General features: G+C 31.9%; 26 protein-coding genes. 25 read left to right on the top strand and 1 reads right to left on the bottom strand.

Annotation, left to right across the window (positions count from 1 at the left end):
• Positions 1-79: 79 nt before the first annotated feature.
• Positions 80-1,141, bottom strand: a complete 1,062-nt coding sequence (locus ACVEGE_RS08195; protein ID WP_192499943.1) for a class I SAM-dependent methyltransferase — start codon at positions 1,139-1,141, stop codon at positions 80-82.
• Between the two features lie 207 nt (positions 1,142-1,348).
• On the opposite strand from ACVEGE_RS08195, the gene ACVEGE_RS08200 reads away from it, so the two are divergent.
• The 25 genes from ACVEGE_RS08200 (at position 1,349) to ACVEGE_RS08320 (ending at position 22,815) form a co-directional block, all read left to right on the top strand.
• On the top strand, positions 1,349-2,869 hold the full coding sequence (locus ACVEGE_RS08200) for an HAL/PAL/TAL family ammonia-lyase (RefSeq protein ID WP_173851145.1): 1,521 nt from the start codon (positions 1,349-1,351) through the stop codon (positions 2,867-2,869).
• A gap of 36 nt (positions 2,870-2,905) precedes the next feature.
• Positions 2,906-4,018: a WG repeat-containing protein gene (locus ACVEGE_RS08205; RefSeq protein WP_192499944.1), complete on the top strand. Its 1,113-nt coding sequence runs from the start codon at positions 2,906-2,908 to the stop codon at positions 4,016-4,018.
• Positions 4,019-4,104: 86 nt separating this feature from the next.
• A complete protein-coding gene (fabG, locus tag ACVEGE_RS08210; protein WP_173851141.1) occupies positions 4,105-4,836 on the top strand; it encodes a 3-oxoacyl-ACP reductase FabG in 732 nt (243 codons plus the stop codon).
• 18 nt (positions 4,837-4,854) lie between these two features.
• The gene (locus ACVEGE_RS08215; protein ID WP_192499945.1) at positions 4,855-6,090 is read left to right on the top strand and encodes a beta-ketoacyl-[acyl-carrier-protein] synthase family protein; all 1,236 of its coding nucleotides are present in this window, start codon (positions 4,855-4,857) and stop codon (positions 6,088-6,090) included.
• On the top strand, positions 6,083-6,334 hold the full coding sequence (locus ACVEGE_RS08220; RefSeq protein WP_173851137.1) for an acyl carrier protein: 252 nt from the start codon (positions 6,083-6,085) through the stop codon (positions 6,332-6,334). Before ACVEGE_RS08215 ends, ACVEGE_RS08220 begins: the two co-directional genes overlap by 8 nt.
• A gap of 6 nt (positions 6,335-6,340) precedes the next feature.
• Positions 6,341-7,228, top strand: a complete 888-nt coding sequence (locus ACVEGE_RS08225) for an LpxL/LpxP family acyltransferase (protein ID WP_192499946.1) — start codon at positions 6,341-6,343, stop codon at positions 7,226-7,228.
• A 69-nt stretch (positions 7,229-7,297) separates the two neighbouring features.
• Positions 7,298-8,953: a phytoene desaturase family protein gene (locus ACVEGE_RS08230; protein ID WP_192499947.1), complete on the top strand. Its 1,656-nt coding sequence runs from the start codon at positions 7,298-7,300 to the stop codon at positions 8,951-8,953.
• A 51-nt stretch (positions 8,954-9,004) separates the two neighbouring features.
• Positions 9,005-9,913 carry an NADPH-dependent FMN reductase family protein gene (locus ACVEGE_RS08235; RefSeq protein WP_192499948.1) on the top strand — a complete coding sequence of 303 codons (909 nt, stop codon included), beginning with the start codon at positions 9,005-9,007 and terminating at the stop codon, positions 9,911-9,913.
• Between the two features lie 12 nt (positions 9,914-9,925).
• Positions 9,926-11,059, top strand: a complete 1,134-nt coding sequence (locus ACVEGE_RS08240) for a beta-ketoacyl-ACP synthase III (protein WP_192499949.1) — start codon at positions 9,926-9,928, stop codon at positions 11,057-11,059.
• 9 nt (positions 11,060-11,068) lie between these two features.
• Positions 11,069-11,503: a hypothetical protein gene (locus ACVEGE_RS08245; protein WP_173851127.1), complete on the top strand. Its 435-nt coding sequence runs from the start codon at positions 11,069-11,071 to the stop codon at positions 11,501-11,503.
• Between the two features lie 11 nt (positions 11,504-11,514).
• A complete protein-coding gene (locus ACVEGE_RS08250) occupies positions 11,515-11,988 on the top strand; it encodes an ABC transporter permease (protein ID WP_225738053.1) in 474 nt (157 codons plus the stop codon).
• A 4-nt stretch (positions 11,989-11,992) separates the two neighbouring features.
• Positions 11,993-12,397, top strand: coding sequence for a hypothetical protein (locus tag ACVEGE_RS08255; protein WP_173855927.1), 405 nt, complete (start codon positions 11,993-11,995; stop codon positions 12,395-12,397).
• Entirely contained in the window at positions 12,397-13,395 is a 999-nt protein-coding gene (locus ACVEGE_RS08260) for a BtrH N-terminal domain-containing protein (protein ID WP_192499950.1), read from the top strand. Before ACVEGE_RS08255 ends, ACVEGE_RS08260 begins: the two co-directional genes overlap by 1 nt.
• Positions 13,396-13,458: 63 nt before the next feature.
• A complete protein-coding gene (locus ACVEGE_RS08265; RefSeq protein WP_192499976.1) occupies positions 13,459-14,157 on the top strand; it encodes an ABC transporter ATP-binding protein in 699 nt (232 codons plus the stop codon).
• Positions 14,147-15,430 carry an ABC transporter permease gene (locus ACVEGE_RS08270; protein WP_173855924.1) on the top strand — a complete coding sequence of 428 codons (1,284 nt, stop codon included), beginning with the start codon at positions 14,147-14,149 and terminating at the stop codon, positions 15,428-15,430. Before ACVEGE_RS08265 ends, ACVEGE_RS08270 begins: the two co-directional genes overlap by 11 nt.
• A complete protein-coding gene (locus ACVEGE_RS08275) occupies positions 15,405-15,854 on the top strand; it encodes an acyl-CoA thioesterase (protein WP_173855923.1) in 450 nt (149 codons plus the stop codon). Before ACVEGE_RS08270 ends, ACVEGE_RS08275 begins: the two co-directional genes overlap by 26 nt.
• A 4-nt stretch (positions 15,855-15,858) precedes the next feature.
• Positions 15,859-16,998 carry a beta-ketoacyl synthase N-terminal-like domain-containing protein gene (locus tag ACVEGE_RS08280; RefSeq protein ID WP_192499951.1) on the top strand — a complete coding sequence of 380 codons (1,140 nt, stop codon included), beginning with the start codon at positions 15,859-15,861 and terminating at the stop codon, positions 16,996-16,998.
• The gene (locus tag ACVEGE_RS08285) at positions 16,998-17,612 is read left to right on the top strand and encodes a 3-oxoacyl-ACP synthase (RefSeq protein WP_192499952.1); all 615 of its coding nucleotides are present in this window, start codon (positions 16,998-17,000) and stop codon (positions 17,610-17,612) included. Before ACVEGE_RS08280 ends, ACVEGE_RS08285 begins: the two co-directional genes overlap by 1 nt.
• Positions 17,613-17,617: 5 nt before the next feature.
• On the top strand, positions 17,618-17,875 hold the full coding sequence (locus ACVEGE_RS08290) for a phosphopantetheine-binding protein (RefSeq protein ID WP_192499953.1): 258 nt from the start codon (positions 17,618-17,620) through the stop codon (positions 17,873-17,875).
• 68 nt (positions 17,876-17,943) lie between these two features.
• Positions 17,944-19,146 carry a beta-ketoacyl-[acyl-carrier-protein] synthase family protein gene (locus ACVEGE_RS08295; protein ID WP_192499954.1) on the top strand — a complete coding sequence of 401 codons (1,203 nt, stop codon included), beginning with the start codon at positions 17,944-17,946 and terminating at the stop codon, positions 19,144-19,146.
• Entirely contained in the window at positions 19,143-20,207 is a 1,065-nt protein-coding gene (locus ACVEGE_RS08300; protein ID WP_192499955.1) for a beta-ketoacyl synthase chain length factor, read from the top strand. The genes ACVEGE_RS08295 and ACVEGE_RS08300 overlap by 4 nt, the downstream gene beginning before the upstream one ends.
• Before the next feature lie 182 nt (positions 20,208-20,389).
• Positions 20,390-20,977, top strand: a complete 588-nt coding sequence (locus tag ACVEGE_RS08305; RefSeq protein WP_225738054.1) for a polysaccharide deacetylase family protein — start codon at positions 20,390-20,392, stop codon at positions 20,975-20,977.
• Positions 20,973-21,602, top strand: a complete 630-nt coding sequence (locus ACVEGE_RS08310; RefSeq protein WP_370566936.1) for an outer membrane lipoprotein carrier protein LolA — start codon at positions 20,973-20,975, stop codon at positions 21,600-21,602. Before ACVEGE_RS08305 ends, ACVEGE_RS08310 begins: the two co-directional genes overlap by 5 nt.
• A complete protein-coding gene (locus ACVEGE_RS08315; RefSeq protein ID WP_192499958.1) occupies positions 21,568-22,206 on the top strand; it encodes a hypothetical protein in 639 nt (212 codons plus the stop codon). Before ACVEGE_RS08310 ends, ACVEGE_RS08315 begins: the two co-directional genes overlap by 35 nt.
• A 9-nt stretch (positions 22,207-22,215) precedes the next feature.
• On the top strand, positions 22,216-22,815 hold the full coding sequence (locus ACVEGE_RS08320; protein ID WP_192499959.1) for a porin family protein: 600 nt from the start codon (positions 22,216-22,218) through the stop codon (positions 22,813-22,815).
• Positions 22,816-22,821: the final 6 nt, after the last annotated feature.

A 22,821-nucleotide genomic window follows, 5' to 3' on the forward strand; every position in this document is an offset into this window, starting at 1 on the left:
ATTTTAAACAAACTTAAAAAATTTATTTAAACTTAAAATGATTTATATTGTAGTAATTTTAATTAATATAATTGAGGAATTATTTTTTCTTACACTTAATCAAAGTATGGCTCATACCTATGATTTCATGAATCTCATCTACCACAAATCCTGCTTTTTCAATTACATTTAAGATGTCTTGAGAGTGAAACATCTGACTGTTTCCATTTGCTACAGCTGTAAAATATAAAGAGGTAGCATGCAAACTATAAGTAGAAGCTTGAAATTTTTGTAAATCCCAGAAAGTTTCTAAAATATAAAAACTAGCATCATCAGTCATTGCGTCATAAGCTCTTCTAAAAAGACCGTAGATTTCTTCAAGAGAAAAACAATCAATAAATTGACTCATCCATATAATGTCATTCCCTTTTGGAAAAGGAATTGAATTGTCTAGTAAGTTAGTGTCAATTGCTTTAATTCTTTTTTCGAATCCTGCTTCAGTAATATTTTTACGTGCTACATTGGCTTGACCAGGTAAATCTAAAATAGTAATTTCTACATTAGTGTTATATTGAGCACATTGCATGGAGAATTTACCTGTATTTCCACCTACATCTAAAAATTTCTTTGGATTATTACCAAATAAAATAGGCATAATTTCTGGAAATGTATAATCTGAATAAAAGTGATCAAAGTCAAACCAGCTTTTTTTAATTTTTTCTGGAAGCTCAGATAATCCTATGTAAACAGTATCCCAATCTCCTAATTCTTTTAAGCCTTCTGGTTTTCCGTTTACGATAGACTCTTCAAGGTGGTTAATGGCTAAGTAATTTACATCTTGAGTGAAATCCATGTTTATATTGGTCATTTTGTCTCTCAATATAAAATATCCTGTTTTTGTCAAGATGAATTCGTTGTCTTTTAAATAAACCATCTCTAAGCTTAAACCTGCTTCTAAAAGTACTTTTACACCATAAATAGATAATTTTAATGCATTTGCAATTGTCTCAATATTCGCTTTGTTGTTGTCAAATAGATATTCTAATATTCCTAAATTTCTAAGAGACTTTGCTGCTTGAAACATAATTGGTGCAAAAGCAATTTTTTGTGCGTCTAGATTTGCTTGAACAACATTTTTTTTGTCAGATCCAAAATCCTTCATTTGTAGTTTTATATTTATAAATTGGTAATAATATTGTAGTTATTTTCGCAGGTTATGCTTGTAGGTAAATTACAGAGTAAAATATTTTTAAGTTTTTTTTTCTTAACTATATTATACTACATTTGCTGCGGTCAAATTAACCACATTAAATTCTAATTAAAAATTAATTTTTAATTTATTTAGTTAAAAAAGTAACAAAGAAGTTGAATGAATACAATAAATGAATATTTAAGTTTAAAAGAGTTTGAAGCTGTAATCTTTAATAACGATAAGATTGCTATAAGCGAACTAGTTTTAAAAAGAGTAAACGAAAGTTTTGACTTTTTGAAAGAATTTTCAGGAAATAAAATTATTTACGGGGTAAATACAGGTTTTGGACCCATGGCTCAATACCGTATTAAAGATGAAGATCGTATCCAGTTGCAATATAACTTGATTAGAAGTCATGCTTCTGGTACAGGGAAACCATTAAGCCCTGTTTTTGTAAAATCGGCTATTTTAGCAAGGTTAAATACGCTTTCTTTAGGTAATTCAGGTGTTCATCCTTCTTTAGTTAAATTAATGGTTGAGTTAATTAACAAAGACATTACACCACTTATTTTTGAGCACGGAGGTGTTGGAGCAAGTGGAGATTTAGTGCAATTAGCTCATTTAGCGTTGGTATTAATTGGCGAAGGAGAAGTGTTCTATAAAGGAGAAAGAAGAGCTACTAAAGAAGTTTTTGAGATAGAAAAATTAGTTCCTATTCAAGTTGAAATTAGAGAAGGTTTGGCGTTAATGAACGGGACTTCTGTAATGACAGGAATAGGTGTTGTAAATGTGCACCATGCTAATAAATTATTAGACTGGTCATTAAAGTTTTCCTGCGCTATTAATGAAATAGTTCAGACATACGATGATCATTTTTCGGCGGAATTAAACAATACTAAACGTCATAAAGGACAGCAAGAAGTGGCGTCTAGAATGAGACAAAACCTTGCTGATAGTTCACTTATTAGAAAAAGGGAAGATCATTTATACTCTGGTGAAAACACCGAAGATATTTTTAAAGAAAAAGTACAAGAGTACTATTCATTACGTTGTGTTCCTCAAATATTAGGGCCAATCTTAGAAACAATTGATAATGTAGCTTCAATTCTTGAAGATGAATTTAATTCAGCAAATGATAATCCTATTATTGATGTAAAAAACAAGCATGTTTATCATGGAGGTAATTTTCATGGTGATTACATTTCATTAGAAATGGATAAGCTTAAAATTGTAATTACTAAATTAACAATGCTAGCTGAAAGACAGTTGAATTATTTATTGAATTCTAAAATTAACGAAATCCTTCCTCCTTTTGTAAATTTAGGAACTTTAGGATTTAATTTTGGAATGCAAGGAGTGCAGTTTACGGCAACTTCTACTACTGCCGAAAGTCAAATGTTATCTAACCCAATGTATGTTCATAGTATTCCTAATAACAATGACAATCAAGACATTGTAAGTATGGGGACAAATGCAGCTGTAATAACTGCAAAAGTTATCGAGAATGCTTTTGAAGTTTTAGCAATCGAATTGATTACCATTGTTCAAGCAATAGATTATTTAGAGCAAAATGATAAAATTTCATCTGTAACTAGAAAAATTTACGATGATGTTCGCAAAATCATTCCTAAGTTTAAAGAGGATCAAGTGATGTATCCTTTTGTGCAAAAAGTAAAAGATTATCTTATTAATAATTAGTGTTTCAAAGTTAGTTTTAATTAAAATTATAGTGTTATGAAAAAAGTTATAGTGTTGTTATTGTTAGTGATGCAATTTTCGTATGCTCAAGAGCTAGCATTGGTTAGAAAGGATGGTGTTTTTAGTTATATTTCTAAAGACGGTGCATTTGCAATTCAGCCAAAATTTAAAACTGCTAAGAATTTTTCAGAAGGTTTAGCTGCTGCTGAAAATAATAAAAAATGGGGTTTCATTAATAAAAAAGGAGAGTGGGCTATTCCTGCAGATTATGATAATGTAAAATATTTTTCGAGCGGTGTATGTGTCGTTTTAAAAGATAAAAAATGGTTTTACATTAATAAAAAAGGAGAGGCTTTAGTGGCGCCAGCATCAGACAAGGTTTATGATTTTGAAAATGGTGTGGCTTTTATTAAACAAGGAAAAAAAGTAGGTTTAATCAATAATAAAATGGAGATTGTTCTACCAGCAAAATACGATGTTATCAAATCATTTGAAAACGGATATGCTAGGGTAAGAAATAATGACCGTTGGGGAATTATTGATAATGCAGGAAAAGTTGTTGTTGAAATAATTTATGATGAAGTAGGTAACTATTATAAAAATACTACTTGGGTTAAAAATGGTAGCGTTTTTGGATTAGTTACAAATAATAAATTTACCGTAATTGATGGTGTAGATAAAATTTGGGATTTTTTGGTTCAAGATGTTACCTATGCTAGGAAAAATGATAAAATAGGTTTTATTGATCTAAAAGGAAACTGGATTATTGAACCTAAATTTGATAAAGCGAAAGCATTTTCTAAAAACTTAGCTCCTGTTCTAATAGGTAAAAAATGGGGATACATCAATATGAAGGGAAGTCTTGTAATTGAATCTGTTTATAATGATGCCGAAGTCTTTGGCGCAGATGGATTAGCTCCAGTAAAAGAAGATAATTGGGGATTTATCAATGAAAAAGGAAAGTTAGTAATACCAACACAATATGGTATTTCTGCAGGCGGTATTTTTTCTTTGTTTAAAGATGATGAAAAAGGATTCATAAATGGTTTAGCAAGGGTTAAAAATGAAGATAAATGGGGTTTTTTAAAACTAGATGGTTCCGTTTTAGGAGGTCAATGGTTTGAAAATGCAGAGCCTTTTAATAATTAATTAAAGAATTCTTTTTTTTAAGACTGTACTGTATTAAGTAGCTGCGAGTCAATAAATTTTAGAACTGAAAATATAAAAGTTTAAGTATGAAATGTGTATTAGTAACTGGAGGATCAAGAGGGATAGGAAGTGCTATTTGTAAAAAATTAGCAATGGATTCTAACTATCACATCCTAATCAATTATCAATCAAATAAAGAAGCTGCCGAAAAAACACTTGATGAAGTGGTTCAAAACGGCGGTACTGGAGAAATTATCTCTTTTAATGTTGCTGATTTTGAAGAGGTAAAAACGGCTTTAACACAGTGGCAGGAAGCAAATCCAGAAGCAATTGTTGAGGCAATTGTTAATAATGCTGGAATTACAAAAGACGGCTTGTTTATGTGGATGAGTCCTGAGGATTGGTCTAACGTAGTAAATACAAGTTTGAACGGGTTTTTTAATGTGACTAATTTTTTTATACAAAAAATGTTGCGTAATAAATACGGACGTATTGTAAATATCGTTTCTTTATCAGGAGTAAAAGGTACAGCAGGCCAAACAAATTATTCTGCTGCAAAAGGAGCAGTTGTTGCCGCTACAAAAGCATTAGCTCAAGAAGTTGCAAAAAGAAACATTACTGTAAATGCTGTGGCTCCAGGTTTTATTAGAACTGATATGACGAGTCAACTAGATGAAAAAGAATTAGTGAAATTAATCCCAGTGAACCGTTTTGGAGAAGCAGAAGAAGTAGCTGATTTAGTAAGCTTCTTAGTTTCTAAAAAATCAAGTTATATTACAGGAGAGATTATTAATATAAACGGTGGTATCTATTCATAAACAATTACTTTAAAGAAGATGAATAAAAGAGTGGTAATAACAGGTATGGGAATTTATTCTTGTATAGGTACATCGTTAGATGAAGTTAAAGATTCTTTATATAATGGAAAGTCAGGTATTACAATTGATCCTGAAAGAAAGGAGTTTGGCTTTAGATCCGCTCTAACAGGAATGGTTCCTAAACCAGACTTGAAAAATTTACTTTCTAGAAGACAAAGAATAAGTCTTGGTGAAGAAACAGAGTATGCTTACATGGCAACAATTGAAGCATTGAAAAATGCGAATATTGACGATGCTTTTTTTGATACAAATGAAGTGGGTATCATGTATGGTAATGACAGTGTTTCTAAAGCAATTATTGAAGCTACAGATATTATTCGTGAAAAAAAAGATACCGCGTTAATTGGTTCAGGTGCTATTTTTAAATCTATGAATTCAACGGTAACGATGAATCTTTCTACGATTTTTAAATTACGAGGAATCAACCTTACCATTAGTGCCGCTTGTGCTAGTGGATCTCATTCTATTGGACTTGCTTATTTTCTTATTAAAAGTGGTTTTCAAGAAATGATTATTTGTGGAGGTGCTCAAGAAATCAACAAATACGCCATGAGCAGTTTTGACGGTTTAGGTGTTTTTTCTCCTAGAGAGAATGAGCCTACAAAAGCGTCAAGGCCTTTTGATGTTAATCGTGATGGATTAATTCCTAGTGGTGGTGGTGCAACGCTAATATTAGAATCGTATGAATCTGCTATTAAAAGAGGAGCTACAATTATTGCTGAGGTTACGGGTTATGGTTTTTCGTCTAATGGAGGACATATTTCTACGCCAAATGTTGAAGGGCCAACAATTGCAATGCAAAGAGCCTTAGATGAAGCGGGTATAAAACCTTCAGATATTGATTATATAAATGCACATGCTACTTCAACTCCAGTAGGAGATACGAATGAGGCTAAAGCTATTTTTGAAGTTTTTGGAAAAAGCAATCCTTATGTAAGTTCCACAAAATCAATGACTGGGCATGAATGTTGGATGGCTGGAGCTAGCGAGGTAATATATTCTATTTTAATGATGCAGAATGATTTTATCGCTCCAAATATTAATCTAGAAAACCCAGATGAGGATGCTGCAAAATTAAATTTAGTTAAATCGACAATAAACGAAAAAATTGATATATTTTTGTCGAATTCCTTCGGTTTTGGAGGTACGAATTCAGCATTAGTAGTAAAAAAGTATAAAAAAGAAGATGAATAAAGAAGAGATAATCGAAAAGATAAACGGATTTTTAGTTGATGAATTCGAAGTTGATGCAGATGCAATTGAACCTGAAGCTAATTTGAAAGATACTTTAGGATTAGACAGTTTAGATTATGTTGATTTAGTTGTTTCAATCGAATCAAATTTTGGAGTAAAATTAGTCGAAATTGACTTTGTAGGAATCGCTTCTTTTCAAAGTTTTTATGACTTAATTGAGAACAAGTTAAATGTTAAAGCATAATATATAATGAGTCAATGGGATGGCAAATCTAAGGGAACGGTTATAGGATATAAAATTTTCGTTTTCTTAATCAAGAAAGTGGGAATCAAGTCGGCCTATTTTATTCTTTATTTTGTGGCGTCCTATTACTTTCTTTTTCTTAAAAAAAGTAATGCTTCCATTTTTTATTATTTCCATAAAAGACTGGGTTATTCCTATTTTAAATCTAAAAAAATGGTTTTCAAAAGTTATTATACTTTTGGTCAAACCATTATTGACAAGATAGCCATTTCAGCTGGCATGAAAGATAAGTTTACCTACGAGCATGATGGAGGCGAAAAAATAATAAAACTGCTAAAAGAAAAAAAAGGGGGTGTTCTTATAAGTGCACATATTGGTAATTTTGAAATTGCTGAACACTTTTTTGGAGAAATTGATGTTGATCTTCAAATCAACCTCGTTACCACAGACTTAGAGCATTCCGAAATTAAAAATTACCTTGAAAGTATTGCTCAAAAACCTAAGATAAAATTCATTATAATAGGAGAAGACATGTCTCATGTTTTTGAGATAAATGCAGCTTTAGCCCGTAATGAATTAGTTTGTTTTACTGGTGATAGGTATTTTGAAGGAGTAAAATCTATGTCAGAAGAACTATTAGGAGAAAATGCTAATTTTCCTGCTGGGCCATTTCTTATTGCGTCCAGATTAAAAGTCCCTGTCGTTTTTGTATATGTAATGAAAGAGCCTAATTTGCACTATCATCTTTATACGCGAGAAGCAATAGTAAAACACCGCGATGAAAAAGGACTACTAAAAGCGTATACCGAAAGTGTAGAGTCTATGGTGAAAAAATATCCTTTGCAATGGTTTAATTATTTCGATTTTTGGAAACAAACTCACAATCAAAAATAAAAACAATACAATAATTCAATAGATAATTCCATTGATTTTGTATTTACAAAAAAAAACGTCAAAGTAAAGATGGAAGAATTTGATACTATAATTATTGGATCTGGTGTAGCTGGTTTAGCTACGGCTATTTGTTTAGCGCGTGCAGGTCAAAAGGTGTTGGTTTTAGAACAACATTATGTACCTGGAGGTTGGAGTCATAGTTTTACTTTAAATGGACAACGTTTTAGTCCAGGAGTTCATTATGTAGGATTGATTGATGAAAACCAATCGACTAATGAATTGTATCGAGGTTTAGGAATTGCTAATGACATGGTCTTTTTTAGGATGAATAAAAAAGGATATGAGCACGGTATTATAGGAGAAGAAACTTTTAGTTTTCCTGCCGGAATTGATAACCTAACTAAGGTGCTTGTTGACCGTTTTCCAAAAGAAGAAAAAAATATTATAGAATACCTAACTCTTGTTCAAAGAGTGAATAGAGAACTTCAATTAATACCAAAATTAAAAGGCTTTTGGCAAAATATTACGGTTCCTTTTAGGACCAAGCATTTTGGTAAGTTCTCCTTGTTTCCATTAAAAAGAGTTATAGGTTGGCATATAAAAGACCCTTTATTAAAGGCAGTCTTAAATGTGCAGTGTGGTGATCATGGGCTTTCGCCAAAAAGAGCTTGTTTTCCTGTACATTGTTCTGTTATGAACCATTATTTTGACGGTGGTTTTTATCCAATGGGTGGCGGTGGTGGTATTGTGAAAGCAATGACCAATGGCGTTAAAAAATTTGGAGGAGAGGTTCGCGTAAAGCAAAATGTGGAGAAAATCATTGTAGAAAATAATAAAGCAATTGGAATTCAGCTGGAAGGCGGGAAAACGATCTATGCTAAAAATATCGTTTCTAATGCTGATCCTTCAATTACATATTTAAAATTAATTGGAGAGAATCATTTAAGCAAAGGCTTGATCAAGAAACTTCAAAAAACAAAATACTCTGTTACCTCATTGATTTTATTTTTAACATTAGATATGGATGTCACTCAATTCGGAATTGATTCGGGTAATATCTGGATGATGAAAGACGAGAATGATGATGCTAATTTTGAGGATTTAATGAACAATGATATTACTGAGGGAGAGCTGTTTCCTGCAGTATTTATTAGCTGTACTACCATTAAGGATCCAGTAAGTTTCAATGGGAGATATCATAATTTTGAAGTGGTAACCTATGTTAATTATGATAATTTAAAAGATTTTAACGGTTTAGATGATTATCATAATGCTGAATATACGGCTTTTAAAGAAAAAGTGGTCAAGAAGCTCATGAACAATATAGAGAAAATTATTCCTGGAGCAAAACAAAATATTGTTCAGGCAGAATTAGGTACGCCAAAAACCAATGAATTTTATATTAATTCTACAAAAGGAAATGTTTATGGTACTGAAAAAACATTGAATCAAGTAGGACCTTTTTCATATAAAAATAAATCAGAGATAGACAATCTATTTCTTTGCGGTGCTAGTACACTTTCTCATGGAGTGGGAGGAGCAACGCATTCAGGACTAGCGGCTGCAGCCAAAATTTTAGGTTGTACATCCGAAGATTTGATTATTGAAGATGCAAACCAAAAATTACGTATTTATGATGCTGAAGATCAGGCTACATGGCCAGATTGGGTTCATGTAAAAAGATCAGATAAAAAGAGAACTTTTAAGGAAGTGAAAATCAATTAGTATAAATTGTAATTTTATGTTAAATTCGCATTTTATAAAGCAACCCCAAAAATGAAAAACGTCCTCATTATATATTATTCTCAATCGGGACAATTGAAATCTATAGCAAAAAATATTGCCAAACCGCTTTTGAACACGGAGGATATAAACGTTACATTTTACGAAATTGAATTAGAAAAACCCTTTCCTTTTCCTTGGAATAATGAGGCCTTTTTTGATGTTTTTCCAGAATCTTTTTTGCAAATGCCAGCTCAATTAAAACCAGTTCCATCTGAAATTTTGAAGCAAAAATTTGATTTAATTTTGTTACATTATCAAGTGTGGTATTTGTCACCATCTATTCCTATAAATTCATTTTTAAAAAGTGAACATGCTAAAATAATTTTGAAAGATACTCCAGTAGTAACCATCAGTGGCTCTAGGAATATGTGGATTATGGCTCAAGAAAAAATTAAAGTTTTATTAAAAAATAATAATGCACAATTAAAAGGGAATATTGCTCTAGTAGATAGAGTAGGAAATCTAATTAGTGTGATTACAATTGTAGAATGGATGTTTTCGGGAGTAAAAAAGAAATATTTAGGCTTTTTACCTTTACCAGGTGTTTCTGAAAAAGACATTGAGGAGTCATCAAAATTTGGAGATATACTACTTTCAAGTTTACAAGAAGATAAGTTGGAATTTTTACAAGATAAGTTAGTTGCTAATGATGCGGTGAGGATTAGTTCTTATTTAGTGACTGTGGATAAAACTGCTAATAAAATTTTTGATAAATGGTCTAATTTTATCTTTAAGAAAGAAAGAGAATCAAGAAAATTTTGGTTAAAATTATTTAAAGTTTATTTGTTGCTAGCAATTTGGTTAATCTCTCCAATAGTGTATATATTACATGTTCTTAGCTACCCATTTAAAATAAAAAAAATAAAAAAAGAAATCCAGTATTACCAAGGGATTAAATAAAATAAGATCATCATGTTTGAAGTATATATTACAAAGGCGGGAAAATATTTACCTAATAAAGCGGTTCTCAATGATGAGATGGAAGGCTTTTTAGGACTTATTAATCAAGCTACCTCAAAAGCAAGACGCATTATCTTGCGTAACAATAAAATCTCAAGTAGATATTACGCTGTGGATAGCGAAGGAAAAAGTACACATACTAATGCCGAGCTAACTAAGAATGCTATTCAAGAATTATTTGACGAAAACTTTACAGCAAATGATGTTGAAGTAATTTCTTGTGGTACTTCTACTCCAGACATATTTTTACCTTCTCATGCAGCAATGGTTCACGGATTATTAAGAAACAAAAGTGTTGAGCTTAATTCATCAACTGGTGTTTGTTGTGCAGGAATGAATTCGTTAAAGTTTGGTTTTCTTTCGATAAAATCTGGAAGTACTAAAAACGCAGTTTGTACAGGGTCCGAAAGAGTTTCTACCTGGATGATGGCAGAGAAATTTGAACAAGAAGCGGTGAATTTGAAAAACTTAGAAGAGCAACCTATAATTGCATTTAAGAAAGATTTTCTACGTTGGATGTTATCTGATGGAGCAGGAGCTTTTTTATTAGAAGACAAACCTAGAGGAGACATTTCTTTAAAGATTGAATGGATGGAAGCTTACTCCTACGCACACGAATTAGAAACGTGTATGTATGCAGGTGGTGAAAAGCAAGAAGATGGTTCAATTAAAGCATGGAGTGATTATAATCCTGATGAATGGTTGAAGCAATCGATATTTTCTATTAAGCAAGATGTGAAATTATTAGATGCACATATATTAGAGAAAGGTGCACAAAGTATGGCAGAAGCTTTAGCAAAAAATAATATTTTAGCAGATCAAATTGACTATTTTTTACCACATGTTTCTTCTCATTATTTTGTAGAGGGATTGCATAAATCCTTAGCAGAAAGAGGGATGGATATTCCTATGGATAAATGGTTTATGAATTTAGCACGTGTTGGAAATGTAGGTTCAGCGTCAATTTATTTAGCTGTTGAAGAACTGATGAATTCAGGGAAATTAAAAAAAGGAGATAAAGTACTTTTATCTGTTCCTGAGAGCGGTCGTTTTTCTTATGCTTATGCCTATTTAACTGTTTGTTAAAAAAAAGATATGGATACAAATAAAGCACTATTCGACAAAGATTTTGTAGAGAATTTACTTCCACAAAAATTTCCATTTGTAATGGTTGATAAAATGTTTTCTTTCACAGAAACATCGATAGTTTCTGGTTTTAAAATTCAAGAAAACGCTGTTTTTTTTAATAACGGATACTTTGTAGAATCAGGTTTGATAGAACACATGGCGCAATCGGTAGCTTTGCATACAGGTTACCAGTTTTTTTTGAAACAAGAACCAGCCCCAACAGGTTATATTGGGTCTATTAAAGATGTTGTGATAAAACAACTCCCAAAATTAAATGATGAAATTAAAACTACAGTTACTATTCTTCAAGAATTTGGAGGAATAACGTTAGTTGATGTCGTTACAGAATTGAATGGTGTTGAGATCGCAAAAGGACAAATGAAAACAGTTTTAGCAAAGTAATTCTAAATATTTTGACAGAGAAAAAAGTTAATTTAGTAGATATAAAAAGGTTTTTACCTCACCGTGCTCCAATGTTAATGGTTGATTTAATTATCGAAATGGATCATGAAAAAGTAGAGACTATTTTTGAAATTAAAGAAGATAATATTTTTATCAGTAATAATCTTTTTATAGAATCGGGTTTAATTGAAAACATGGCGCAAACTTGTTCTTCAATTATTGCTAAAGATTTTTTTATAGACGAAAATAATCAAGCTAAAGATGATGTTGATGTGGTAGGATTTATTAGTGCTATAAAAACATTAAAAATATACGCGCTTCCACAAGCAGGAAGCACAATCAATACAAAAGCGGTTTTGGTTTCAAAATTTATTACAGAGGCATATAGCTTATGTACCATGAGTTGCCAGACTTTTAACAATGGAGAATTACTTTTAGAAGGAGAAATTAATCTTTTTATTCAAGATAAAAATCCAAAGCATTAAGTGCATGAAAAAAGACGAAGTACCACAAGATAAAGGCAATCTTTCAAATATTAACATGAAAGAATTGGTTTATGCAACAGATGAAAAAGGCAATTACACGACTGCTTTGAGTACGGGTTGGGAACCTAAAACAATTGCGCTTTCTAATTCTATTGAAGAAATAAGTGAGCGTATTGCTATTGCAAAAGAGCTAGTAGATAAAAATGAAGCTAGTCCTATTTACTATTTAATGGAGGTAAATAGAATGGACATTGCCATTTTAGCTAGTTATGTAGGAATGTGGCAATGGCGTGTAAAAAGACATTTTAAACCCAGTAATTTTAATAAATTAAACGATAAAATTTTGCAAAAATATGCAGCTACTTTTAATGTAACTGTAAATGAATTAAAAAATTTTAAAACTCAGTAATGGAAACTAACTTTACACACCATCAATCTGCTCATTGTGAAAACGGAGTGGCTTCTAATTTATTAAAACATAACGGATTAAATATTAGTGAACCAATGGTTTTCGGAATTGGTTCTGGTTTGTTTTTTGTCTATCTACCTTTTATAAAAGTAAATTACGCACCTGCTATAAGCTATAGGCCTTTGCCGGGCTTAATATTTAATAGACTAGCAAAACGTTTAGGTATAAAAATTAAAAGACAAAAATTTTCAAACGAAGCCAGTGCTACTAAAGCATTGGATGAAAAACTAAAAAACAATATACCTTCAGGATTACAAGTTGGAGTTTATAATCTAACTTATTTTCCTGACGAATATAGATTTCATTTTAATGCACACAATTTAGTTGTGTATGGTAAAACAGACACTGATTATCTAATTAGTGACCCAGTAATGGAACATGTCACTACTTTAACACATCAAGAATTAAATAAAGTACGTTTTGCCAAGGGCGCTTTTGCTCCTAAAGGACAAATGTATTATCCTATTGAAATTCCTAAGAATGTCGATTTTAAAAGTGCTATTATCAAAGGGATTAAAACGACCTGTCGAGATATGCTTGCTCCAGTGCCTATTGTTGGTGTGAAGGGTATTCGTTTTGTTGCAAAGCAAATAAGAAAATGGCCTATAAAGAATGGTACTAAAAAAGCCAATCATTATTTAGCACAAATGGTGCGAATGCAAGAAGAAATAGGAACAGGCGGAGGTGGTTTTAGATTCATCTACGCTGCTTTTTTAGAAGAAGCTTCAGGGATTTTAGAAAATAACGAATTGAAAATCCTTTCGAAAGAAATGACCGTAATAGGTGATTTATGGCGCGATTTTGCTGTAGAAGCATCAAGAGTCTATAAAAACAGAAGTACAAAGGCGGATGTTTACAACACCATTGCTGACCAACTGTTGTATATTGCCGATCAAGAAGAAGCCTTTTTTAAGAAATTAAAAAAAGCAATAAGCTAAAGAATTATTTTGCAAGAAATTATACAAATATCACAACTTTCAAAAAAGTACAAAAATGCAGAAATGTATTCTTTGAACGATTTTACGCTTTCTATAAAGGAAGGCCAAATTTTTGGGTTACTAGGGCCAAATGGCGCTGGTAAAACCACTCTTATTTCTATGCTTTGCGGTTTAGTAAAACCTACTTCAGGAAGTTTTACAATTGCTAAAATGACCTATGCTGAAAACGCAAATGAAATTAAAAAAATTATAGGAGTTGTTCCACAAGAATACGCACTTTATCCTACTTTGACCGCTCGAGAAAATTTGATTTATTTTGGGAGTATGTATGGTTTAAAAGGGGATGACTTAAAAGAGAAAGTAATAGAAAGTCTTGATTTTCTAGGATTATTGAAGTTTGCTGATAAACGAATTGAAACCTTTTCGGGAGGAATGAAACGCCGAATAAATCTTATTGCAGGTATTTTACACAGTCCAAAAGTATTGTTCTTAGATGAGCCAACAGTAGGGGTTGATGTTCAATCAAAAAATGCCATTATTGACTATTTAAAAAAATTAAATCAAAACGGTACCACTATAATTTATACTTCGCATCACTTAGCCGAAGCACAAGATTTGTGTACAGACATTGCAATTTTAGATCAAGGAAAAATTTATGCTCAAGGCACACCTACTGATTTGATACATGCTACTGCAAATGCCAAAAACCTAGAGGATGTTTTTATTGCATTAACCGGAAATGAATTGAGAGATGATATATAAATTATACCAATCGGTTTGCAAAGAGTTTTTGCTTTTAAAACGAGATTTAGGTGGAGTAGTGATACTCTTCTTGATGCCACTTGTTTTAATTGTTATGGTAACATTAATTCAAGACAGTACCCTCAAAAAATTTAGCAATACAAAAATTCCTATCCTATTAGTCGATAATGATAAAGGAAATGTATCGCATACCGTATTTGAGAATTTACAAAAAAGTGATGTTTTTACTGTTGTTACGCAAATTGATTCTAAACCATTAACCGAAGCAGTAGCCAAAGAAGCTGTTTTTAAAGGAGATTATCAGTTGGCCATTATTATTCCGTCTCGTTTAAGTTTAGATTTACAAGCGAAGATTGATCAAAATGTTGAAAACATAGTAAGCAGTTTAGGCTTTGCAGATAGTACAGCAGTTGCAAAACCAAAAGCTATTGTAAATGAAAAAGAAGTAAAACTATATTTTGATCCCGCTACGCAGCTTAGTTTCAAGAACGCGGTCATGAGCTCGATCGATAAAATGATTTCTCAAATTGAGACCCATTCTATATACACTGCTTTTCAGGAGCAGTTAGGAGAGGGTAGCGCTAGTTTTGAACAGAAGAGTTTTATTACCTTCAAAGAAATTGTTCCAAGAGTCAATGACAAAGAGATTGTTCCAAATTCAGTACAACACAACGTTCCGGCTTGGACACTTTTTGCTATATTTTTCATCGTAATTCCGTTATCCATAAATATCGTTAAAGAAAAAACACAAGGTACTTTTATCCGTTTGCGAACCAATCCAGTTTCTAATGGTATTGTTTTGGCAGGAAAAACAATAACGTATCTGATTATTTGTATGATTCAATTTTACATGATGTTAGCCGTTGCTGTATTCTTGTTTCCTCATATTGGATTACCTTCACTTAATATTGAAGGGAATTTGTTTATGATGACCATCGTAGCTTTATTTTCTGGATTTGCGGCTATTGGTTTCGGAATTTTATTAGGAACTGTAGCCAAAACCCAAGAACAATCGGCTCCCTTTGGTGCTACAGCAACTATTATTTTAGCAGCAATTGGTGGGGTTTGGGTTCCTGTTTTTGCCATGCCAAAAGTGATGCAAATAGTAGCAAAATCCTCCCCTATGAATTGGGGATTGAATGCTTTTTATGATGTATTGTTGCGCAACGCAGATTTCATCGATATTTTACCAGAAATAAGTTTATTATTTTTGTTTTTCATAATAACTATAACCATAGCATTATTGTATGATAAAAAGAAAAGATCCGTATAACGAAGCCACAGCTTTAACGGTAAGTCACGATATTAGAGTCCGTTTTAACGAAACCGATCCACTCGGAATTGTTTGGCATGGCTATTATATCACTTATTTTGAAGATGGGCGTGAGGCATTTGGTCGCAAACATGGGATTTCATATCTCGATGTGTTTGATAGTGGGTACACTACACCTATAGTAAAATCAACTTGTGAGCACAAATTGTCGCTGCGTTATGGTGATGTAGGCCGAATAGAAACAACTATTGTAGACACTCCAGCAGCAAAAATGATTTACAGATACACTATTTTTGATGCCGAAAATAAAATTTCATGCGTAGGAGAAACGGTTCAGGTTTTTCTGGACAGTAAAGGAGAATTAATGTTGACTAATCCGCCATTTTATGAAGAATGGAAGCGAAAAGTAGGACTATTAAAATAAAAAAATGTTGAAAGAAGTATACATTACCGAAACGAATTGCATCACACCTATTGGGTTTGATGTGGCTACTAATATAAAAAATATTAGTGAAGGGATTTCTGGTATTCAGTTGCAGCAAGATTCTGAAATGATGAAAGCACCTTTTTATGCTTCAAAAATTAATGAGGATAAATTAAGTTTGGCTTTCGCCGAAATTTCAAAAGAGACGCATTTTTCGAGATTAGAAAAAATGATGATTTTAGCATTGGATCCCATTGTTAAAAACGCAAAAATAGATTTGAATAAAAAGCATGCTTTTATACTGTCTACGACAAAAGGGAATGTTACTGCTTTAAAAGATGCAAAAGAAGCAGGAATAAAAAACGCCTATTTACATCAGCTAGCTAAAAATATTGCAAATAATTTTGGATTTGTAACAGAGCCTATAGTGGTTTCAAATGCTTGTGTTTCAGGAATTTTAGCAGTTTCTATTGCGAAAAGATTGATTCAGAGTGAGCTATATGATGCTATATTTGTAGTTGCAGGTGATGAAATATCCGAATTTATTTTATCAGGATTCAATTCATTTCAAGCCATGAGTGATTTACCCTGTAAACCGTATTCTAATAATAGAACGGGAGTAACACTTGGCGAAGCTACAGCAGCAGTTTTAGTTACATCAGACAGTAAAAATGCAAAAGTAAAAATTATTGGTGACGGTTCTATCAATGATGCAAACCACATATCTGGACCTTCTAGAACAGGCGAAGGGCTTTTTAGAAGTATAGAAAGTGCTTTATTAGAAGCGAATATAAAAACCGAACAAATAGATTATATTTCGGCTCATGGTACCGCAACGCCGTTTAATGATGAAATGGAAGCCATTGCGTTGAATAGGTTAGGTTTAGAAAACACTCCTGTAAATAGTTTAAAGGGCTATTATGGACATACCTTGGGTGCTTCTGGATTATTGGAAACAGTGATCGGAATCCAATCTGTTTTAGAAAATAAATTATTTGCCACATTAGGATTTGATGCATTAGGAGTGAGTCAAGCAATTAATGTTATTACAGAAAATGAAACTAAAAATAGTCGTTATTTCTTAAAAACAGCTTCGGGTTTTGGAGGTTGTAATACGGCAGTTTTATTCGAAAAAGTGAACTAATGACAGAAAATAATACTTATATACAGTCTTTTTGTACTATTGAAAATAACCAAATCACTTTGAACGGTGAAGTTATTTTTCAAAAAGAGAAAAGCTCTTTTTCAGAATTTTCAAAAAGTGCTTACCAAAACTTAGAGATTGATTATTCAAAGTTTTTCAAAATGGATAGCTTGAGTAAACTTGCTTTTTTGGGGGCTGAATTGTTGTTGAAAAACCAAGAAAATAGTGAAGAGGAGAACGATACTGCTTTAGTTTTTGCTAATAAATCCTCGAGTTTAGATACGGATACAAAATATCAGAATTCAATTTCAGACAAGGATAGTTATTATCCAAGTCCAGCAGTTTTTGTTTATACGTTGCCTAATATTTGTTTAGGTGAAATTAGTATCAGACATCAATTAAAAAGCGAAAATTCTTTCTTTATATTTGCTGACTTTAATAGTGAATTCATGATGAATTATGCAAAAATTCTATTGGATACAAAAAAAGCAAAAAACGTACTTTGTGGCTGGGTCGAATGTTTTAACGAAGAGTACAAAGCGTTCCTATATTTAGTAGGAACAGAAGGAGATTACGAACATAATGAACAAACAATAAAAAAACTATATAATTAAATTACATGGAAGCATTAAAACAAGAATTAAAAAGTAAAATCATTGAAGTTTTAAATTTAGAAGATATTAACCTAGAGGACATTAATGATAACGATCCTTTATTTGGAGACGGATTAGGATTGGATTCTATTGATGCATTAGAGCTTATCGTAATGTTGGACAAAGATTATGGTATTAAATTAGTTGATCCAAAAGAAGGAAAAAACATTTTTCAATCTATTGAAACAATGGGAGCTTATATTACAGTTAATAGAACAAAGTAATTTTTTGCTGAATTAAAGTTTTAAAAACGGTGAATTTCGATTTTTAAAATTTTAGTAATTAAAAATCAATGAATAAAGGAGTTGCCATAACAGGAATGGGTATTGTTTCTTCAATCGGGAATTCGGTTGAGGATAACTTTGTTTCGTTATTGAATAACAAAGTAGCCATTACAACTATCGAAAATATTTCGACGGTGCATGCTGCAGTGATTAAAGTTGGAGAAATAAAAAAAACGAATCAGCAATTAGTAGAACAGCTTCAGTTGTCTGCTGATAATAATTTTTCGAGAACAGCTATGTTGGGTGCCATTGCGGCCAAACAAGCGGTTCAAGATGCTGGAATTACTTTAATTAATGAATACAAAACAGGTTTAATTTCGGCAACAAGCGTTGGCGGAATGGACATGACCGAAAGACATTATTATGATTATTTTGACAATGAAGAACTTGTAAAATACATCAAATGTCATGATGGTGGTGATGTATCTCAAAAAATCGCAGACGAACTAGGTTTGAAAGGAACAGTAACTACCATAAGTACGGCTTGTTCATCTGCAGCTAATGCAATTATGCTTGGTGCTCGAATGATAAAATCAGGAAAACTAGATCGTGTAATTGTAGGCGGGACTGATGCTTTGGCTAAATTTACTATTAATGGATTCAAAACTTTAATGATTTTGTCAGATGGTTATAATATGCCATTTGATAATGATCGAAAAGGGCTGAATCTAGGTGAAGCAGCAGCTTTTTTGGTTCTTGAGTCAGATGAAGTGGTGAAAAAGCAAAATAAAAAAGTATTAGCAAGAGTTTCTGGTTACGGCAATGCAAATGATGCCTTTCATCAAACCGCCTCTTCAGAGAACGGTGATGGTGCACTATTAGCAATGGAAAAAGCGTTTCAAGTAGCAGGTTTAAAACCCCAAGATATTGATTATATCAATGTACATGGAACTGCAACTCCCAATAATGATTTGTCTGAAGGCAGAGCAATCGTAAGGTTGTTTGGTGAGGATAAGGTGCCTGATTTTAGTTCAACAAAACCATTTACAGGGCATACTTTGGCAGCCGCCGCGGCAATTGAAGCGGTTTATAGTGTATTAGCAATTCAGAATAATGTAGTTTTTGCCAATTTGAATTTTAAAACTCCTATGAGTGAATTCAATTTGATTCCGCAAACTACATTGAAATATAAAAATGTGAATCATGTATTGTCTAATTCCTTTGGATTTGGAGGAAATTGCTCAACCCTTATATTTTCTAAAAACGAATGAAAAAAACATATATAAATGGAATAGGTTGTATCTCGGCTCAAAAAACGTTTGATACTGTTTTTTTAGAAGAAGCTGTATTAGAGGAGAACAGTATTGTATTACCTTTAAAAAAACCAGTTTACAAAGATTTTATTCCTCCAGTCGCTATTAGAAGGATGGCGAAAGGAGTTAAAAACAGCATGGTAGCCTCTGCACTAGCCTTAAGAGAAGCACAAGTAGAAAATATTGATGCCATCATTACCGGAACCGGTATGGGATGTATCGAAGATTCTGAGAAGTTTTTAACCGCAATTTTAAATAACAAAGAAGAATTTTTAACACCTACCTCTTTCATCCAATCTACCCACAATACTGTTGGAGGACAAGTGGCTTTAGGCTTACAATGCAAAGCTTACAATGTTACTTATGTAAATGGATCAGTTTCATTTGAGTCGGCTTTATTAGACGCAAAAATGAAAATTGATGAGGAAGAAGCAGTTGCAGTTTTGTTAGGAGGGATTGATGAAATTTCAGACTATACTACTTCATTATTCAAATTAGCAGGTTTTATAAAAAAAGAAAACGAAGGTCCTTATCCAGTGCTGAATTCAACTTCTAAAGGAGTTGTGTATGGTGAAGGAGCTACCTTTTTTGTGTTAGAAGATAAAAAAAGAGCGCAAACCTATGCTGAAGTCCTAGATGTTGAACTGTTTAATAAATTAGACATTGATGAAGTAGAGGATAAAATAATAGCTTTTTTGAAATCGAATGCATTAGAAATAGGGGATGTTGACGCAATAATTTTAGGGTATAACGGAGATGTTGAATATGATACATTTTATAAAAATCTATCTGAAAACACATTTGTAAATACACCACAAGTATATTATAAACAGCTAAGTGGCGAATACAATACAGCATCTGCCTTTGGATTATTTGTGGGGGCGAAGATTATCAAAAATCAAAACATTCCTAGTATTATTTCGGTAAATAAAATGGAGAAGTCAGCGTACAAAAACATTTTATTGTACAATCAATACAGAGGAATTGATCATAGTTTTACGTTAATTTCAAGATGTTAAAACACCAACTAACAGCTATTGTCTTTATATCGATTTTACTTTTACTAAAAATTATAAGTTTTTTTATAGTAATTGAAATTTCGTATTTTATACTTGTAGCTGCTCTTTGGTTAGCGGTAGTTTTGTGGGGATCCTCATTTATTTCGTCTAATTATCATGTCAAAAGTTATTGCAGTAACCCATTGGAAACAGAGAAAAAAATTGCAATTACATTTGATGATGGTCCTAATCCAAACACTTTATTAATTCTTGAAGTTTTAAAAAAGCACAATGTAAAAGCGGCTTTTTTTTGTATTGGAAAAAATATAGAAAAATACCCTGAAATTTTTGAACAAGTTATTTCCGAAAATCATATTGTTGCCAATCATTCTTATGGACACAGCTCTTTGTTTGATTTTTTTAGAAAAAGCCAAGTTATTGATGAGTTAAATAAAACGGATTCGATAATAGCAAAAGTATTGGGCAAGAAACCTTTGTTTTTTAGACCACCTTACGGAGTGACTACTCCATCGATACGTAGAGCACTTGAGGTAACGAAACATAAATTAATCGGTTGGAATGTGCGTTCTTTGGATGGAATTATAAAAAACGAGAAAATTATTTTTAATCGAATTATAAAAAGAGTAAAACCGGGAGCAATAATACTAATGCACGACACGACATTTGAGTCCGTTAGTGTTTTGGAACAGTTGTTGTTATTCTTGAAGAAAAACAATTACAAAGTGGTTGCAATTGATCAACTGTTGAATTTAAAAGCTTATGAAAATTAAAACTTATTTGATACTATTAACGGTCCTTTTCTTTAATGTTACTGCTTTTGCACAGGAACAAAAAATGAACGGAAGCGAAATAGCTGCCTTCAAACTATCGGTTAATGGAGTTTCTAAAAAAATAAAAACACTGAGTACCGATTTTGTGCAATACAAGCACATGGATTTTTTGGCTAAAGACATTGAAACCTCTGGGAAAATGTTTTTCAAAGATCCAGGATTATTATCTTGGCAATATAAAAAACCATACAATTATACTATTGTTTTTAAAAACGGAAAAATTTTAATCAATGACGAGGGAAAAAAAAGCAGTGTAGATATTGGTAATAGTAAGGTTTTTGGAAAAATCAATAAGCTTATTATAGGTAGTGTAAGTGGAGATATGTTTGATGACAAGGAATTTGTGATCTCTTATTTTAAAACTAGAGAAAATAATGTGACCAAGTTTATTCCTAAAGATAAGACATTGTTAAAATACATAAAGCAAATCGAATTAACGTTTAGTAGAGACGACGCCACAGTTGTTCAAGTGAAACTATTGGAATCAGCTGAAGATTATACTCGTATTGTGATGAAAAATAAAACAATAAATGCAAAAATCGACGACTCTTTTTTTATTAATTAGTTTTACGCTTCTAGTTCTTTTAAATTCTTGCGGATCTAATCCAGTAAGACAAATGAATGAAAAAGCGGTGGATACTAAAATTTATAATGCGCCTTATTTTTCAAACGCAGCCATAGATTATGTCTATAAAGCGAACATAGCTGTATATGGAAATGAATTGAGCGGAATATTTATTGTAAAAAAGTTAAATGAGACTACACACAGAGTTGTTTTTACAACCGAGTTTGGAAATAAATTAATGGATTTCGAAATTTCAGATTCTGATTTTAAAGTGAATTCCATTGTTGAAGAATTAGATCGTAAGATCCTTATAAATACATTAAAAAAAGATTTTAGAATACTATTAAAAAAGACTTACGTTGTCGAAAAACAGTTTGAAGACGATCACAATATAATTTATGAGTCAAAAATGGGGAGGAGTTATAATTACCTCTATTTGTCAAAAACCGGTGGCGGACTTTTAAAAATTGTTCATGCTTCTAAAAGAAAAGAAAAAATAATTGTCTATTGTACTTCTGAAAACAATATTTTTGCCGAAAAGATTGTTATTCAACACCAAAACATAAAATTAAGAATTGAATTGAATTATTTTAATAACCAATAAACCAAAACCATGAAAAATAGAATTTTATTTGCTTTTTTTGCTTTTTTCGTATTGCTACAGGTTCAAGCACAAGCTATTTTTAGACCAGGAGTAAAAGGAGGAGTTAATTTCTCGCACTTCACTCAAACAGATAATTCAAACGAAAAATTTTCAGCTAAGCAAGATTTTTATGTTGGGATATTTGGAGCTTTAAGAGCAACAAAAGTATATACATTGCAACCGGAACTAACCTATACCAGACAAGGTGCGAAACGCGAATATATAGATGGTTTTGATGGATTGAAAAAAAATGAAACTCTTGATGTTTCCTATTTATCTTTGGCTGTAGCCAATAAGTTTGTTTTTAACAAAGTGAATTTTCAATTAGGAACTACATTTGATGTTAAAATAAACGATGCTAAAAAATATATTGGAGATTCTAACTATAGAGACAACTCATTTAGCTCGATAGATTTAGGTTTTTTTGCTGGAATTGGGTTTGATATCACAAAGAATTTTGGAATTGAAGGAAGAGTTAAAAAAGGAATTATACCAGTAAGTGATTGGGATGATAGTTACACAAATGTGGTTTTTCAAGTAGGCGCTGCTTATACTTTTGATTTAAAATAAAAAAAA

Source organism: Flavobacterium sp. PL002, assembly GCF_054165825.1.